The following is a 17677-nucleotide window of genomic DNA, read 5'->3' as shown; positions in this document are numbered from 1 at the left end:
TTATATAGATTATATCGGCCGCTATCTTTATTGATACGCTGCAATCATTGATACTTAGTAAAAGCATAAAAAAATCGCCCATTGGCGATTTTTTTATTACAAGTTGTGCTAAGGCTTACTTAGCATCGGGTAGGTTGATGTTCATCTCTAACACGTCAAGGTTGTCTTCATGACGGTGATTGATGTTCACATCATTAATCTGTACGCCGTTGACATACTTATTCACCACTTCAAGAATTTCACGCTTCATTTTCTCAATGCGGTCAGCGGTAAGGCGAGAGTTTAGGCGGTTTTCACTGGCAACAATAACTTTAAGTCGCTCAGTCGCTGTGTTGGCGCTACCAGAGGTTTTGGTCTCTGTGCCAAACAAGCTACTCCAAAATCCTTTTTTTCTAGACATACTTAACCCCCAAACCAGCGTTGTAAGAAACTTTTCTTCTTAACATCAATATGACGTAACGGTCTTTCTTCACCTAAGAAGCGTGCAACGATATCATCGTAGCACTGACCCGCTACTGAATCCTGATAGTGAATAACAGGCTCACCGTGGTTAGAAGCTTCAAGGACACTATTACTTTCTGGTACTACGCCAAGTAAAGGCACCTTCAAGATATCGTTAGAAATGGTATCGATATCCATCATTTCTTTTGCGGCAGCGCGTTCAGGGTTATAACGGTTGATAACCAAGTGTTCGCGGACGGTACCAGTGCCTTCTTCTACTTTTTTAGTGCGGCTTTGTAGCACACCAATAATGCGATCAGAGTCACGTACTGAAGAGATTTCAGGGTTGGTAACAATAATGGCTTCATCTGCATGATACATGGCAAGCTGCGCACCACGCTCAATACCCGCTGGCGAGTCACAAATGATGTAGTCAAATTGCTTTGATAACTCTTCTATAACTTCAGCAACCCCTTCATCGGTTAGGGCATCTTTATCTCTGGTTTGGCTGGCAGGAAGAATATATAGATTATCTAACTGCTTGTCTTTAACCAAAGCTTGCTGTAAGCGGGCGTTTCCTGAGATGACATCAACGAAATCATAAACAATGCGGTTTTCACAGCCCATAAGCAAGTCAAGGTTACGCAAACCCACATCAAAGTCGATGACCACTGTTTTGTAACCACGTAATGCTAAGCCTGCGGCAAAAGAAGCACTGGTCGTCGTTTTGCCGACACCGCCTTTACCTGAGGTAATTACAACGATTTTTGCCACTACGGCATACTCCTATAAATCTGAAAGTGGACAATGATTTGCCCATAACTAAAATAAGATGGGTTAGGTCGTGCGGTTAAACTCTCAGCTTCTTATAATGAAAAAGCCTGTACAGCACAACTCAGCCAATAAAGTCAAATTTTGTGCCATTAGATTATCACAGATAACATTGAAGTAACAGCATTCGCTTGATTATAAAGGGGTAAGCAGGGTTATGTTTGTGAATTTAATGCAAGTTTTTATTTCTATTTTCTTACTGGGTACGTCTTGTTCATCTAATTTAGGACAAATTTTAAGGCCGGATTGGTAGTTTTAATAAGCTCTCATTGTAAACTGGAAGTTGGCCTCTGAATTATAGAGGCCACTGCCTAGCTGATAGCTATTTATCACTTTATCATTGGTTTAGCTGTCTTTTATAATTTCAAATACTAAGCCTTGACCTTCCACAAATCTAACCTGAACCGGCTTATCGATCATCTCAGCTGGAATACTGTCATGCAAACAATAGGTGCCGGCGACAGAGACCAGTGAAGGGTTAAAGCGTTGACAGAAAATTCTAGCGTCTTTATCGCCCGTAGCACCAGCCACCAAGCGACCTTGTGCTCGGCCATAAACATGTAAGCTATTATCAGTGATGGCTTCAGCCCCATTATTGACACTATCGGTCAATACCAAATCGCCTCCCACATGATTAATGCTTTGCCCTGAACGTAGCATTTGATCATAAAACAACGTGGTCATCGCGTCAGCTTCAGCGAAACTTGTCTCCTCAGTAGACACTGCTGCCTCATTAACTGGGCTTTGTGCCTGGGCAGGGCTGACTGTTTTACTGCCTTCCTCATTGTCCGTAGTTACCGTGGCGTTAACTGTAGTCTGAGGGATGGAAGCTGCAGCAGCGGTCTGTTTTTTGGTGGGTCTAAGTAGCTCAATACGTTTTCCATCGCCAGGGAAAATAGCCAAGCGTAATGCCTTGGCTGCTTCGTCAAGGATGCCAGTGACTACCCCGATAGGCTGGAGCCCCCAAGACCAAAGAAGGTCCACTAAGGCGTCCAAGTCTTGTTCCACATCACTATCGATAATGACGGGGATTTGGCTGTTTTTATTACTCAAATTAGCGGCCAAATAAGCGTCAATCTCACTATGATCGGCTGTTTCAAGCTTGATGCGAGTAAAAGTCAGCATCTTGCCATACATTTTTAATGACGGAGTAACCTCTGTAGCGGCAGTCATAACAAATCCTTAAAGAAAAAATAGCAAAGTTTTTAATAAGTTGTGAGTCTTGTTGGGGAATAATTAGTGTCTTTTTTATGATGTTGTTGTTAGCACTGATTATTATAATAATACGCTATAGATGCAAGTATTCTTGATGCTTCCATTGTTGAACTTTAACTTGTTTCTCAAATGCACCCAAAGCATCCACTACTATACTGTTCACCAAAGCATCTAGCTCTGGATTTTGTAAGTCGATATTCGCCACTGCTTTTGCAACTTCATCCATGATGGCATCTGTAATGTGGCTTTGAGTTAGGTGTGAAAATAAGGTCTGAGTAATGTTCTCACCGATATTTTGACTAATGCTATGTAATTGCCCTTCAATCAGACCTCCTGCTATGGGAATCATACGAAGATAGCGTCTTAATTCAGGGGTGTTGTTTAAGGCTTCTTGAACTGCGACCCCGACCTGTATCGATAGCTCATGCGTAGCTTGGCTTTGTGCCATCTGCCTAAGCTGGGGTCCAAGCTCTTGTTTTAGTATAGACGATAACATAGCCTGAATTTGCGGACGATTTTTATTAAAAGTTTCATCGATAAAACGCTGATTGGCCTGCTCATCGGCAAATTGTTGACGCAAGTTATCTGTGGCGGTCAAGATAACGCGGTCTGACAATTCCTCAAATACCAAGTCATAATAAAACTTACCCCGATTAATCCATTTTTGGGGCAAAACTTGGTAGCCGAGCTGATATAGCTTACGTCCAATGAAAAATGCCCGTAACAATCGTAAGGCACGAAACTGTGGGAAGCAGCCCAGCACTTCATACCAATGGGCAAAAGGGAAGAAAAACCAGCGGCTGTATCGCTTACCCAATATGGATAAAAACCAACGGAACACCAATTCTGCAATTAGAAATATAGTAAAAAAGCCACCCAATACCCGCAAAGGGTGATGAATGTTTTCTACGTAAAACTGTAAATGTTCGGACAGGTTTACCCACTCAGCAACCTGGCCCATGAACTTACTCATTAATAGCAAGTCGAGGCTGATAATACTTAGGTCAATCACGATGACCAGCAGCATTATAATGTCATACCCCAAAGCCAATCTCGTCGCCGTTTTACTTCTTAAGGGGTTCTCTGGTTGGCCCTGACTATTGTTGGGGTGCTCAGGGCCGTTATCAGAACTGTCTAAGAGTACATTGCTATTGGTATTATAAGGGTCTGTCATCTGCTGCTATGCCTTTAGAGTAAAAGGGCCTTAAGCCTTGAGTAGGTAATGAATGAGTAAGGGGTGAGCACAATTTATAAAACCAAGATGGCAAAGCCATAAATCATTATAAATGATTGAATCTATAAAGATTTAGGCGAGTTTTCAAAATCGGCTTTCATGCGTGAGATTTGCTCATCCTTATTTTTCCACACTTCATCCAACCAAGCATACATGGTTTGCTTCATAGCCTCATCATTGTTGTAGTCGCCTTCCTCAATAGCGTCGAATAACTCTTGCGGGATATCAATATGCTGCACATGAACCCCTAGGCGTTTGACATTACCTTTCCATAAATCAGTATAAGACGGACTGCCATCGGGATAGACGATGGTCATGTCCAAGATACCATCGATTTGAGGTCCTAAGGCTTGAATGGCTAAAGAGATGCCACCGGCTTTCGGCTTTAATAGGTTTTTATAAGGGGAGTTTTGAGCCTCACGCTTTTTGGGCGTAAAACGCGTGCCCTCTAAATAGTTAAGTAAGGCAAAAGGTTTGTCCTTGAGTAATTCGCAAGCCCGCTTCGCCTCTAATATATCTCTATCTTTTAGGCTGGGGTTCTTGGCGATTTCCTCTTTAGAATGGCGCTTCATCATGGGGAAGTCTAAGAAGTAGAAGGCTTGACCAATAAAAGGAATATAAATTAAGTTGTATTTAGTAAAGAAGCGAGTCAGAGGCAGGCGATCTTGGCTAATATATTGCACGATACTGGTATCGACCCAAGACAAATGATTACTGATTAACAGATATTGCTTATCCTCTTCGAGATCATCGGGTAGGTCAATACGCCAGTCTCGCTTGGGCAGTACGCTATCTATAAGTAAATTATTGGTATTAATCCAATGCTTAGCAATTTTGATGACTTTTTTGTCGGCAACGCTAGAACCGGTAGCTACTTTGGTAGCACCTAGTAACCATAAGGGTATGCCATAAGTTAGGGTGTTGGTGCCGATCACCCCAGCTGCAGTAGCAAAAGAAGCGGCTTTACCGACAATGGGTGCTTTGGCATGTACGTTCTGATATATGTTTTTTATTTTGTTTTTCATAAAAAAGACCATGTAGGGTGTTCAAATAGCATAAATGGATGGTAGCTCTGTTGCCAAGGTTACTTGTATTGGCTTAAATTAAAAAGCTAAGCATAAGGGTATCCAAGGCTTTAAAGCACATGACTGTATGAAATAGTACTAAGGTTTTAGTCAATACAGTTTACGATTGTAAACCACGCCATACCCTGATAACAACATTAAGTACCAATATTAAATGTCAGTATTAAGTGCAAGGTTCAATTAAATAGGGAGTATTTTTTCTGCGCTATTAGCATTGTGTCATATAGTGCATAGATGTCATACATCAAAACCACAAAATATTACATAGCATAAGATAGAAAACGGCATAATATTCTATGAAACATTTGCTAACTTTATTAAGTGAATCTTTCTACTATAATTATTGTAATACAATTATTAAACCAATTTTATGACCTCGCGATGGCTTATCGTTTCTTTTAAATAATATAGAGTCAAATTTTTAAGTCTCTATTTAAGGATATAAAAGCCGGCTCGGTAAGGTAGAATAAAAAGGGTAAAAATAGACTTTCTATAAATAAGTAGATAGGTTTGGCAAATAACCAATTAACAAGTTTGAATTTTAAGGATTGAATATGAATAATAAATTAATGATTGCAGCTCTAGCTTCCTCTCTTGCTTTAGTAGGTTGTGCTACAGACCCAGTAACTGGTCAACAGACTATTCATAAAGGCGCTCTAGGCGCTCTAGGTGGTGCTGCTGCTGGTGCTGGTATTTCTAAAGTTACTGGTGGTGACAAAACAGGCCGTGATGCTGCGATTGGTGCAGTTCTAGGTGGTGCTATCGGTACTTACATGGAAAATCAGCAAAGACAGCTTGAAAGAGACATGGCAGGTACTGGGGTAGAAGTTAAGCATGATGGTCAAGGTAACATTGATCTAATTATGCCTGGTAACATTACTTTTGCTCATGACAGCACTAACATCAACCCATCTTTCTACAATACGTTAGACAAGTTGGCTTCTACTATGACTCAGTATGACCAAACTACAGTTACTGTAATGGGTCACACTGATAGCGTTGGTAACCCAACTTATAACCAAGGTTTATCACAGCGCCGTGCTCAGTCAGTAGCTGGTTACCTACAAAATCGTGGTGTTGCAAGCTACCGCATCCAAACTTTAGGTTATGGTCAGAGCCAGCCAATTGCTAATAACAACACTGAGCAAGGTAGAATGCAAAACCGCCGTGTTGAGATTAAATTGAATGCTCCACAAAACTTAAGATAATTATTGCTTTAAGGTGATTTTTGATTAAGCGCTAAGCTTATATTAATAATTAACTTTAAGTATTATGGCTATGGATTTACCATAGCTCATGAAGATAAGCCGACCTAGTGTCGGCTTATCTTTTTGTCTAGTGTTTTTATAGCCAAGTTTTATAGCCAAAGATGGTAACTATCCCCTAAAATAGTACAACTGTTTAAGGATTTGGGATTTGGCACAATATAAACCCGATAACTAAAAGCACTTTATGAGAAGCCGACCCAGCTAATAGGATACAAGCGACACAGCCATGTTCGATAAAAGAGTACAAACTCAGCCGACAGTAAGCTTATACTCTAAGATTGAGTCCTTATTGAATGAAGCGCAGATAGAGCTGAAGATAACGCGTAAGCGGGTTAAGAATATTAACTTTCGACTTAAGCTTTATCAGCTTTCGGTCTCCGCGCCCCATTATGCTAGTGATAAAGATTTAATCATGGCGTTAAGCAAGCGTCTCGACTGGGCAATCAATCAACACGCGCAGTTATTAAAGCGTCAGCAGCAAGGGGCATCTTCTCAAGGCTCCAAATCAGAGAGTACTTTACAGCCGGTTAAGCTTTGGGGTAAGTCGCAGGAAGTGATTATGGGTGAGGCAGAGCGAATCGAATGGTATCGCCGTGAGCTACATCAAGTCATGCCTGATCTATTTGCCAAATGGCAGCCTATAGTTGGTGCTTATGCCACCGAGACCTGGATAAAAAAGATGACTACCCGATGGGGCAGCTGCAATACTCGGGCTAAGCGAGTCTGGCTTTCGGTTTATTTGCCAGCTTTTCCGATTGAGTGTACCGAATATGTGATAGTGCATGAGCTGTGTCATTTACACCACGCCAACCACAGTGCCACCTTTTGGCAGGAGGTAAAACGTGCGATGCCGGATTATAAACACTGGCATGATAGGTTGGCTGGCAAGTCAGGTGAGGTTGACTAGGTTTCCCTATAATTAAAATTAAAACTGTAGCTATATAGTCAAAACTATAGTTAAAAGCCCCTCTAAGAATATTAGAGGGGCTTTTTCTATGCTTCAGCAAATAATAAATAAGAAGTAGCAGCCGATAGTAATCAACTAGTGATTAACTTTACTTATGCTTGTGATTTAAGGTTTTTCTTATCTGTCTCAAAAGCAGCCTTAAAAATGTTGCCTAACAAATTAACATCATCGACGCGGGCATAATTTAGACGGGTAATAAAGGCAATACGGCGGTGTGGTCCTTCTTCAGTTAGCGGTATAGTGGCTACCTGATTGTTTTGACGGTGTACTTGATTCAAGGCCATTTCTGGGATTAAAGTGGTTCCCATGCCCGCCAAAGCCATTTGAATTAAGGTGTTGAGGCTGGCCTCTGAGAAGTTAGACTTAAATTCATCACGGTCAAAGGAGCAAACCGTTAACGCATGATCGGTTAAACAATGACCTTCGCCCAGCAGCATAAGGTTGGCCTTACTAAGTTGATCTGATGAGATGGTTTCAAGTTCAGCCAAAGGATTGTCTTTTGGGAAAATAGCGAAAAAGTCTTCTTGCCAAAACTCAAAAGTATGCAGTCCATCTACCGCATAAGGCAGCGCAATAATGGCGGTATCAATATGACCATAACGCACTTGCTCAATTAAACGTTCGGTCTGTTGCTCCACAACTGTCATTCGGAAATTGGGGTACTGAGCTTTTAACTCGGGTAATACTTTGGGTAATAAATAAGGGGCAATGGTGGGAATCATTCCCACAGTCATCGGATACGCAAGTGGGGTCTGATGGCTTTGAGCTCGAGTGGTTAAGTCATTGATTTCAGAAAAAACACGTTGAGCACGAACTAAAATCTCCTCCCCAATGGGCGTGATTAGCACCTGTTTATTATTACGCTCAAAAATCTGAGTATCGAGTTGTTTTTCTAGCTCAGCAATACCTAGGCTTAACGCTGATTGTGAGATATTGCACTCTTCTGCCGCCCTTTTGAAATGGCGATGTTTGGCAACAGCCAACGCAAATTCTAATTGTCTTAAAGTAATCATGGGAAATCTCTTTTATTTTATATAAATCTAAAGTGGCGGCTTGGATTGTTGTTGCTAATAAAAATACTTATCTGATTAGTAGCTAACGGTCTAACTATCTACCTAATTAACTAACTAAAGGTCTGTCTAATCTAACCAATAAGTGAAATTTTTTTGTCTTAATTTTTATTAGACTCAGCTCTATTTATAATAATAACAGGTCATAAAGAGCTTGGTCTATGTTTTATTAAACAAAACATCAAGTTATAATCTTTAAATTAGATTAATTGTAGCTGTTTGCTATAATAGCAGTTGTAGTTAGCAAGGAGCGAAGCTAAGAGTGTTATAGGTAGGGGGTTAGCCCGTATATAAATATGGTTATATCATTGATTATTTCAACTACGGGCTACATAAAATTACTACTACCCACCATAATCACCAACGTCACAGTAATGTAACGGCGGTATGATAGCTTAAGCTTCATAAACAGCTAAAGTTTATATAGATTTTAAAAAAATAGTCTAATCATTTAATTTGGTTATTTAAAAACAATTACTTTGTTAAACCCACCAATAAAAAGGAGCCAAAAAATGGCGTCAATTATTAATCAAGAAATCCCTGAGTTTTCAGCTGAAGCGTTTGTAAACGGTGAATTCAAAACCATTACTTCAGAAGACGTAAAAGGCAAATGGGCTATCTTCATGTTCTACCCAGCAGACTTTACTTTCGTTTGCCCAACTGAACTAGAAGACATGGCAGGTCAGTATGAAGAGCTTAAAGGCCTAGGTGTAGAAGTATACTCAGTATCAACTGACACTCACTTCACGCACAAAGCATGGCATGATTCTTCAGAAGCTATTGGTAAAGTAACTTTCCCAATGATCGGTGACCCAACGGGCCGTATCACTCGTGGCTTCAACGTAATGATTGAAGAAGAAGGTCTAGCAGAACGCGGTACGTTCGTAGTAGATCCAGACGGTAAAATCCAAGTTGCTGAAATCCATGCTGGCGGTATCGGCCGTAGTGCAAAAGATCTAGTTCGCAAAGTAAAAGCAGCTCAGTACGTTCGTGAAAACGACGGTGAAGTATGTCCAGCTGCTTGGGAACAAGGTCAAGAAACACTTAAGCCAAGCCTAGACCTAGTAGGTAAAATCTAATTAACCGCTAATTATTTAATAAATAGCAAGTTAGTTTAGATAGACAATAAAAAACCCCGCTATTAACTTAGCGGGGTTTTTTTATGGCTTGCAGATTTTGATAACTGCCTTTTTAGATATCAATATCTACGGTATTAGAGCTATTGGCTTGATTGGTAATTTTTTTGGTATCAATCTCTTTGGTGACTTCAAGCACAGTGGTCTGATTGGCTTTGTCCAAGTATTTTTGTGCTTTATCCACTTCATGAGTCAATGAATCAACCGTGGTTTTCATGTTATCAAGCGCTTTCACTTTATAGTCGCTGATCATGTCCATAGTCTCATAGATATTGTTAAACGCACTTTGTAGCTTATCAAGCTCAATGGTGCTGTTACTGGCCTGCTCATGAATCTCAGTTGACTGACGCTTCATCATGGCTGAAGTGGATTCGATTAAACTACTGGTAGTTTTGTTCAGCGCACTGATTTGATCTAATACCAGTTTTTGATTGGTCATGGCCTGGGCCACTACGACTGCTGTACGTAAGGCAGAAACTGTGGTTGTGGTGGCACGGTCAACCCCTTTAATAAGCTCTAGGTTGTTTTTGCGAATGGTATCTAGCGCTAAATAGCCCTGCACGTTTACTGCCAATTGAGTTAAAAAGTCAGTATTTTTTTGACGCACATAAAACAGCATCTCTTCTTTGATGATACGAGCCTTTTCAGGATCAGTCGCTTCAATCTCGTAGATTTTCTTCTCTAGCTGTTCATCAATTTTTTTGCCCACATAAATATACTGACGAATGGACTGCATTAAGTTCCACATATTAACTTTTTCTTGCTCAATCATGGCATTATCTTTGAGCAGTTCATCTTTACCATTATAAAGACTGGTAACGACCGCATTAATATGAGACTGGGCAGATTCATACTGACGGAAGTAGTCTTGGACTTTATTGCCCATAGGAATTAGGCCAAAAAGTTTACGCGAGCTGGTCAGCTGTTTTTTGCTTGGGTCTAAGTCTTCCACAATACCGCGTAGCTCAGTTAAAGATTTGGCGATAGGGGAGTTATCAAATAAACCTTTATCTAAACTCTTGGCTGGCAACTCCAGCATACGGTTTGAGACTTGCGCCGATTCTCGGATTTCTTGGTTACCCAAGTTGTGAATAGATTGTACGTTTTGCTTAAACTCGCTACTTTGTACCGGATTGTTGAGCACATGACTAACGAAAGCATCCACCTTGGCATCTAGCTCAGGAATTTGATTGGGATCAAGCTTTACTATTTGATCTGCTTCACTGGTCGGCACTTCTTTTACCGGCTCGGGTGGGGTTAAGCTGATAGAGGGGGTGCTAGCACTTTCTGGAGGCGTTAATTCTTGCATAAGAGGTCCTTATAGTTGTTGTAGTTTATTTTGATCAATAAGTTCATTCAGGCAGTGGCTTTATAAAGTAAGTGGTGCTTAATAAGTAAACTATCGACTTATGAAATAAAGTAGCCACTAAATAAAGCCCTATTAAATAAATAGTACAAGAAAGCAGCAGGCGATGATATTGATTATAAGTAAATAATGTTAAGTGTTGAGTGAAGTTAACAATAAAACTTAGCAATATAAATAACCCATAAAAAAACCACCAATCTGCTGCTGCAAATTGATGGTATCGTTTATAACTGTCACTCTAATGCTACTTTGGGAAAGAGAAATTGATTTAAATCATCAACAACGCTTTCCTAAGCAGATTATTTTTTACGTGTTGGGCCAAGTAGCATACCCATCTGACGACCTTCCATCTTAGGATGTTGCTCGACATTTGAGATTTCAGCTGTATCTTCGATGATACGCTCAAGCTGTTGACGGCCAAGGTCTTGGTGAGCCATCTCACGACCACGGAAACGGATGGTTACTTTAACCTTGTCCTGATCTTCCAAGAAACTGATAATTTTACGCAGTTTTACTTGGTAATCCGCTTCGTCAGTATTTGGGCGAAGTTTCATCTCTTTAAGCTGAGTTTGCTTTTGGTTTTTCTTAGCTTCTTTCGCCTTTTGTTTTTGGTCATACAAGTAACGCTTGTAGTCCATAATCTTACAAACAGGCGGTTTAGCATCCGGTACCAATTCAACCAAATCTAGATTGTCATCACGAGCCGCTTTACGGGCAGTTTCAATATCGACAACGCCCATTTGTTCGCCGTCTTCTTTCACTAAGCGAACTTCTTTTTGCTGGATCTCTTCGTTGATGTTCAAACGGTTTGACTGTTTAATAGGTATTACTCCTCATCAGTTTTTGTTTTTAGTCGCCCCTTTTGGGCAACAGCTTTCTGTACTAATTCAATGAAGTCAGCCACAGACATTACGCCTAGGTTCTCGCCTTCACGAGTCCGCACGTTAACTTGTCCTGACTCAACTTCTTTATCCCCTAATACTAGCATATAGGGGATACGTTCTAATGTTCTTTCTCGTATCTTAAATCCAATTTTTTCATTACGCAAGTCACTAATAACACGTATGCCCGCATTTTGTAGCTCAGCGACCACATTTTCACAGGCTTCACGTTGTTTGTCAGTGATGTTCATCACTACTACTTGTTGCGGGGCAAGCCAAACCGGCATCCAGCCCGCATAGTGCTCAATAAGCATACCGATAAAGCGCTCAAATGATCCTAAGATAGCGCGGTGTAGCATGACTGGAACATCACGTTCGCCTTGCTCATTAATATAGTGAGCTTCCAAGCGATTTGGTAAGTTGAAGTCTAGCTGTAAAGTACCACACTGCCAAACACGGCCGATAGAATCACGCAAACTAAATTCAATCTTCGGACCATAAAACGCGCCTTCGCCTTCTTGTAGTTCCCACTCAAGACCCGCGGCATCTAGAGCATCAGCTAGTGCTTTTTCAGCAGCATCCCAAAGCTCATCTGCACCGACACGTTTTTCAGGGCGAGTAGAAAGCTTCATTTCAATGTTCTCAAAGCCAAAGTCTTTATAAACATCAAGGGTAAGTTTGATAAAGTCAGAGGCTTCTTTACCAATTTGAGCATTGGTACAGAAAATATGCGCGTCATCTTGGGTAAAGCCGCGGACCCGCATAATACCATGCAGGGCACCTGATGGCTCATTACGGTGACAAGAGCCAAACTCTGCTAAGCGTAGTGGTAAATCACGATATGAGCGTAAACCTTGGTTAAATACTTGCACGTGGCAAGGGCAGTTCATGGGCTTAATGGCATAGTCACGGTTTTCACTACTGGTGGTAAACATGTTCTCAGCATAGTTTTCCCAGTGACCAGATTTTTCCCATAAGCTTCTGTCCACAATTTGTGGTGTCTTAATTTCTTTATAGCCATTATCCTGCTGAATCTTGCGCATATACTGCTCAAGCACTTGATAAATGGTCCAGCCATTTGGGTGCCAAAATACCATGCCAGGGGCTTGCTCTTGTAAATGGAACAAGTCTAGAGCTTTACCAATCTTACGATGGTCACGTTTTTCAGCTTCTTCGATACGCTCGATATAAGCTTTTAAGTCTTTTTTATCTGCCCAAGCTGTACCGTAAATACGTTGTAGCTGCTCGTTTTTGGCATCACCACGCCAGTAAGCGCCACTCATTTTCATCAGTTTAAATACTTTCAAAAAGCGAGTGTTTGGGACGTGAGGACCACGACACATATCGACATATTCTTGGTGATGATATAGACCCAGCTCTTTTTCTTCTGGCATGTCTTCAATAAGTTTTAACTTATAGTCCTCACCACGCTCTTCGAATATTTTGATGGCTTCATCGCGAGGGGTCATTTTTTTGATAACGTCATAGTTTTGCTTGATCAGCTCAGCCATACGTTTTTCAATCGCGGCCATGTCTTCTGGGGTAAAAGGCTTTTCACTGAAGATGTCATAATAAAAGCCATCTTCAATAACCGGGCCGATAACCATTTTTACATTAGGATACAGCTGCTTCACCGCGTGGCCTAACAAGTGTGCGGTAGAGTGACGAATGATATCCACGCCGTCTTTGTCTTTTGCGGTCACAATTTCAACACTTGCGTCTTGGGTAATAGGGTCGCTCGCATCCACAAGCTTACCATCTACACGTCCAGCAATCGTTGCTTTAGCAAGGCCTGGACCAATACTTTCAGCCACTTGCATCACTGTTGTCGCACCGTCGAACTCTTTTACACTGCCGTCAGGTAAAGTAATTGCAACCATAATCTCAAATCCAAATAATCTATAACGCAAATAAAGAACTCATCACCATTATAATTGTGATGAAAATAATAAACACAACCGTTAGTATAAACTCTAACAGAAAAAACCGACTAAAAAGTCGGTGTGTAGCCTTGTCATTACTTCTATTATAAAGGATTTTTCAGAGGTTTTTGTAGCTAATCCTTCAGCACTTGCAAATAAAGGGTATATATCCCAAAAATCTTACTATAATTTGGCTATGACTGGAGCAAAGCTAAAACAAACCTATATATAAGGTCACTAAAAAAGCCCCTACTGCCAAGGCATATAATAAATAACGTGTGCCATTACCAACCGGGTAGTGCATGTCATGCAAGATATAATAGAGCCTATGGGCGCCATGCCACATAAACAAAAACACCAATACTGAGAATAAGACTAAAAAGACCCAATGCGTGATCCAGCCATGAGCGTTCTCATAAAAACTACTGGGGTCGCCCAACACTCCAAAGGGTAATAAAAGACAGATAACCACAACCATAGGGGCGAGAGCCAGCGCTGCTGCTGTGCCACCCCCTGAAAAGATGCCCCAAAAGATTGGCTTTAGATGTTTGTTACTCATGATGCTCTCCTTTTATATAGAAGGGTGATTTTTTCGACTACATCAATGCTTTGATTACGAAGAACACAATAAGCGCCACTACTGCAAAGGCAACCCAACTGCCAGCGATCATCTTTTTATCTTCGACAAACTTCTCACCGACTTGAATGGGCATGGCTTTTGGCATGGCCTTAAACCATTCCACACTATTAAATAGTGCCGCAATAATCGCAATTATATTGAGAAGGACCACAATAGGATTGCGTTGAAAACTAACCCAGGTCGCCCAAGCTTCAGGAGAGCTGGCAAGGGCTGAAATACACCAAAAAAAGTTAAGCGCAGCAAGCATAACTGGAATACAAGTCAGTTCGCGCAGCATGTATTTTTTATAGAAAGGAGTTTGGAGATACCAGTGGTCAGACTGTTTTGCGACATACGGTTTTCTAGCCATGACTAAGACTCCTCTTGTTGTTTTTTATTACTACTGATTAAGTCCATAGCCCAGTAACCAACCCCTTGTGCTTTGGCTTGCTGGATAGCGCCTGCAGGATCAACCTGTTTCGGGCACACATCAGAGCAGTAACCGACGAAGGTACACGGCCAGATACCGTTTTCTTCATTGAGCATTTTGAAGCGAATTTTTGCCCCCTCATCACGGCTATCAAGATTGTAACGGTGGGCTAATGCAGAAGCGGCAGGTCCTAAAAAGTCTGCATTAAGTCCGACTTGAGGGCAGGCTTGATAGCAGAGCATACAGTTGATACACATGGTGTATTGTTTGTATTTAGCCAATTGTTTTGGGGTTTGAAGGTTTTCTTTATCCCTCAAAGCACGTGGGTTTTTACTAATAATATAAGGACTAACGGATTCAAGTTTTTTGATAAATGGCTCGGTATCTACCACTAAGTCCTTTTCAATCGGGAAGTTATCCATCGCCCCTATAACAATATCTCCAAACCCTTCAGAGTGAGCCTTGTTAGCTGGTGCTTTATTGACTGCTTTTTTATTAACGTAGTCACGTACGAAGGTAGAGCAGGCAAGCTTAGGCTCGCCATTGACGACCATACCGCATGAGCCACAGACTTCCATTCTACATGACCATCGATAAGCAAGCTCTGGACGCAGATTGTCTTTAATAACCCCCAGCGCATCAAGAATAGACATATCATAAGTCCATTCAATCTCGAACGTTTCTGGCCAAGGTTTATCATCTTCATCGGGGCGATAGCGCATGACTGTAATTTTGACAGTATTGCTTGCTGAGGTATCAGGATTGCTTTCTTGGTTAATAGGTTGGCTGCTATTTAGTTTAGAGTGGCTATTCATATTGCTTTTCTCCTCCAGACTCACCCGCAGCACCATAAGCCCGTGTGGCTGGTTGTGACTTAGTAATTAAAACATCGCTATATTTAATTTCTGGTTCTGTGTCTGGTTGATAAAAAGCAAGAGTGTGTTTGAGATAGTGCTCGTCGTCACGCTCTGGATAATCAAGTCGCTGATGTGAGCCCCGCGACTCTTTACGAGCGCTAGCGCTATAAATCATGCTTTCCGCCACATCTAATAGATAACCTAGCTCAATGGTTGTGAGCCAGTCAGTATTAAAGGTCGAGCTATGGTCTGTGACTTTCACATTCTTATAGCGTTCTTTAAGCTTTTTGATACCGGCAATGGCAATTTCTGAATTTTCAGCGCTGCGATAGATCCCAACGTTTTCTTCCATCATTCTGCCGAGATCGTTACGGATATCGGCAGGTTTTTCGGTACCATTAGTCCGATTTAATAGCTCTGCATAGGGTTTAAAAGCTTGCTTAGCCAACTGTTCAAAATCTGATGCAGAAACAGAGTTTTGATTAGACTGGGCATGTAGCAAAGCGTTTTCACCAGCTACTTTACCGAACACGCACAGCTCTGTTAAAGAGTTTGAGCCTAAACGGTTTGCACCATGCAAGCCAACAGAAGCACATTCACCGACCGCAAATAATCCTGGTATACGAGTTTGGCAATGACGGTCTGTTTCAATACCGCCCATAGTGTAGTGAACGGTTGCGCGGACAGGAATCGGTTCGTATACGGGGTCAACACCAACGAACTTTTTGGCAAGTGATCTAATAAAGGGCAAGCGTTCATTAATATAGTCCTCGCCCAGGTGGCGCAAGTCGAGATGAACGGCGGGACCTCTTGGTGTATCGATGGTACGACCTGCCTTCCATTCATGATAAAAAGCTTGTGATAGACGATCGCGTGGACCAAGCTCCATGTACTTGTTTTTTGGCTCGCCGACAGGTGTCTCAGGACCCAAACCATAATCTTGAAGATAGCGATAGCCGTCTTTATTAACTAAGATGCCTCCTTCACCACGGCAACCTTCTGTCATTAAGATTCCAGAACCCGGCAACCCAGTAGGGTGATATTGCACAAACTCCATATCACGTAGGGGTACGCCATGGCGATAGGCCAATGCCATACCATCCCCTGTGACAATGCCACCATTGGTATTAAAGGTATAGATTCGGCCTGCGCCGCCTGTAGCGATAATCACACTTTTAGCTTGTACCGCTACCGTTTTACCATTTAATAAGTCGTAGCAAAGCACACCCTCAAGCTGTTTTTGCTGAACTTGTTCATCAGTCGAATCCATTATCAAATCTAAAGCAAAGTGTTCATCCAGGCGCTTAATATTGGGATACTGTATTGAAGTCTGAAATAGGGTATGCAGAATATGAAAACCGGTCTTATCTGACGCAAACCAAGTGCGTGGAATCTTCATGCCTCCAAAGCGGCGCACATTTGCCCGCCCATTGGGCAGGCGTGACCAAGGGCAACCCCAATGCTCGAGTTGAATCATCTCCTCTGTGGCGTGTTCAACAAAATACTCAACCACATCTTGTTCACACAACCAATCCCCACCGGATACCGTGTCATTGAAGTGATTTTCCAAAGAGTCATCATCACGAACGACTCCAGCAGCGCCGCCCTCAGCAGCAACAGTGTGACTACGCATTGGGTACACTTTTGAAATTAACATTACCTCAGTATCGGGCGCACTACGGGCAATTTCGATGGCAGCACGAAGGCCGGCGCCCCCAGCACCAATAATTGCCACATCTGTTTTGACTACTTGCATCTGGACCCCTTAAACATTTTTAGTCGAATATCTCGGCTATTGCCATAACCTTAACTTATGGATGAGATATCACGACGCATAACGTATGAAGCTGCATTGATATTTATTTTAAGATTAAATTATGACACTTATAATAGTTATTTTAGCAAATCCACAGGTTTAATAGGGGATTGATTGACCTTTTATTCTCAATATAGGCGATAAACTGTCATCATAAATAAGTAGCTATTCAGCTATCTTGGTTACTACCTATCTTTTTATTTGTATGCTGAGTGGTCTATATAGAAAATAGCCCTTGACGGTCAGTAAAAAAGCTATATAATACGTCGTTCTGTTGAGGCAGGGAGTAATTGGGAAGGTTTGGAAAATAAACAAATTCAAACAAAACGAAAAAACTTCTTGACAATGTAACAAAACCGCGTATAATACGCACCTCATCGGGACAACGAGATTAGAAGCTTAATTGGTTTTAAATCTTAGTTCTGATAACAGATTAAAATAAAAGCTTGACAGAATACAAATTAATGATATACTGGATGGCTCGCTACTAAGGCTAACACTTCTTCAAATTGAAGATTAAATTATCCTTTTATAGCACA

At 41.4% G+C, this 17677-nt stretch carries 16 protein-coding genes; 3 read left to right on the top strand and 13 right to left on the bottom strand.

The features are described 5' to 3' along the window. Nucleotides 1-115 precede the first annotated feature (115 nt). The 5 genes from minE to B3S92_RS09550 form a co-directional block, all read right to left on the bottom strand. Nucleotides 116-400, bottom strand: coding sequence for a cell division topological specificity factor MinE (gene minE, locus B3S92_RS09570; protein ID WP_028859407.1), 285 nt, complete (start codon nt 398-400; stop codon nt 116-118). A 2-nt stretch (nt 401-402) separates the two neighbouring features. Continuing rightward, the gene (minD, locus tag B3S92_RS09565; protein WP_077451868.1) at nt 403-1215 is read right to left on the bottom strand and encodes a septum site-determining protein MinD; all 813 of its coding nucleotides are present in this window, start codon (nt 1213-1215) and stop codon (nt 403-405) included. Between the two features lie 402 nt (nt 1216-1617). Next, nucleotides 1618-2445 (bottom strand): septum site-determining protein MinC, encoded by an 828-nt coding sequence (gene minC / locus B3S92_RS09560; RefSeq protein ID WP_296205373.1) that lies wholly within the window; start codon nt 2443-2445, stop codon nt 1618-1620. 115 nt (nt 2446-2560) lie between these two features. Next, a complete protein-coding gene (locus B3S92_RS09555) occupies nt 2561-3661 on the bottom strand; it encodes a hypothetical protein (RefSeq protein WP_296205371.1) in 1101 nt (366 codons plus the stop codon). Between the two features lie 122 nt (nt 3662-3783). Next, complete coding sequence (locus tag B3S92_RS09550; protein WP_296205370.1) at nt 3784-4746, bottom strand: acyltransferase; 963 nt, start codon at nt 4744-4746, stop codon at nt 3784-3786. Between the two features lie 614 nt (nt 4747-5360). On the opposite strand from B3S92_RS09550, the gene B3S92_RS09545 reads away from it, so the two are divergent. Together B3S92_RS09545 and B3S92_RS09540 are read left to right on the top strand one after the other, a co-directional pair. Then, entirely contained in the window at nt 5361-6014 is a 654-nt protein-coding gene (locus B3S92_RS09545; protein ID WP_296205367.1) for an OmpA family protein, read from the top strand. Nucleotides 6015-6300: 286 nt separating this feature from the next. After that, nucleotides 6301-6981: a M48 family metallopeptidase gene (locus B3S92_RS09540; RefSeq protein ID WP_296205365.1), complete on the top strand. Its 681-nt coding sequence runs from the start codon at nt 6301-6303 to the stop codon at nt 6979-6981. Between the two features lie 152 nt (nt 6982-7133). Here the strand turns inward: B3S92_RS09540 and B3S92_RS09535 are convergent, their stop codons facing one another. Continuing rightward, nucleotides 7134-8054 carry a hydrogen peroxide-inducible genes activator gene (locus B3S92_RS09535; RefSeq protein WP_296205364.1) on the bottom strand — a complete coding sequence of 307 codons (921 nt, stop codon included), beginning with the start codon at nt 8052-8054 and terminating at the stop codon, nt 7134-7136. 569 nt (nt 8055-8623) lie between these two features. On the opposite strand from B3S92_RS09535, the gene ahpC reads away from it, so the two are divergent. Then, on the top strand, nt 8624-9190 hold the full coding sequence (gene ahpC / locus B3S92_RS09530; protein WP_077451720.1) for an alkyl hydroperoxide reductase subunit C: 567 nt from the start codon (nt 8624-8626) through the stop codon (nt 9188-9190). 112 nt (nt 9191-9302) lie between these two features. Here ahpC and B3S92_RS09525 read toward each other — a convergent pair whose 3' ends face one another. The 7 genes from B3S92_RS09525 to frdA all read right to left on the bottom strand — a co-directional run bounded on the left by B3S92_RS09525 (nt 9303) and on the right by frdA (nt 17078). Continuing rightward, entirely contained in the window at nt 9303-10556 is a 1254-nt protein-coding gene (locus B3S92_RS09525; RefSeq protein ID WP_077451719.1) for a toxic anion resistance protein, read from the bottom strand. Nucleotides 10557-10912: 356 nt separating this feature from the next. After that, nucleotides 10913-11416 (bottom strand): translation initiation factor IF-3, encoded by a 504-nt coding sequence (gene infC / locus B3S92_RS09520; RefSeq protein WP_077450739.1) that lies wholly within the window; start codon nt 11414-11416, stop codon nt 10913-10915. A 23-nt stretch (nt 11417-11439) separates the two neighbouring features. After that, entirely contained in the window at nt 11440-13374 is a 1935-nt protein-coding gene (gene thrS / locus B3S92_RS09515) for a threonine--tRNA ligase (RefSeq protein WP_296205363.1), read from the bottom strand. Nucleotides 13375-13627: 253 nt separating this feature from the next. Then, nucleotides 13628-13975, bottom strand: a complete 348-nt coding sequence (gene frdD, locus B3S92_RS09510) for a fumarate reductase subunit FrdD (protein ID WP_296205361.1) — start codon at nt 13973-13975, stop codon at nt 13628-13630. Nucleotides 13976-14012: 37 nt separating this feature from the next. After that, the gene (locus B3S92_RS09505) at nt 14013-14405 is read right to left on the bottom strand and encodes a fumarate reductase subunit C (protein WP_296205359.1); all 393 of its coding nucleotides are present in this window, start codon (nt 14403-14405) and stop codon (nt 14013-14015) included. Between the two features lie 2 nt (nt 14406-14407). Further along, nucleotides 14408-15280 carry a succinate dehydrogenase/fumarate reductase iron-sulfur subunit gene (locus tag B3S92_RS09500; RefSeq protein ID WP_296205357.1) on the bottom strand — a complete coding sequence of 291 codons (873 nt, stop codon included), beginning with the start codon at nt 15278-15280 and terminating at the stop codon, nt 14408-14410. Continuing rightward, nucleotides 15273-17078, bottom strand: coding sequence for a fumarate reductase (quinol) flavoprotein subunit (gene frdA / locus B3S92_RS09495; RefSeq protein WP_296205356.1), 1806 nt, complete (start codon nt 17076-17078; stop codon nt 15273-15275). Before frdA ends, B3S92_RS09500 begins: the two co-directional genes overlap by 8 nt. Between the last annotated feature and the right edge of the window lie 599 nt (nt 17079-17677).

Origin of the sequence: Psychrobacter sp. UBA3962 (assembly GCF_002385225.1) — a bacterium.
Taxonomy (GTDB): Bacteria; Pseudomonadota; Gammaproteobacteria; order Pseudomonadales; family Moraxellaceae; genus Psychrobacter.
The sequence above is the reverse complement of the archived record's forward strand: the minus strand, read 5'-3'. Positions and strand labels throughout refer to the sequence as shown.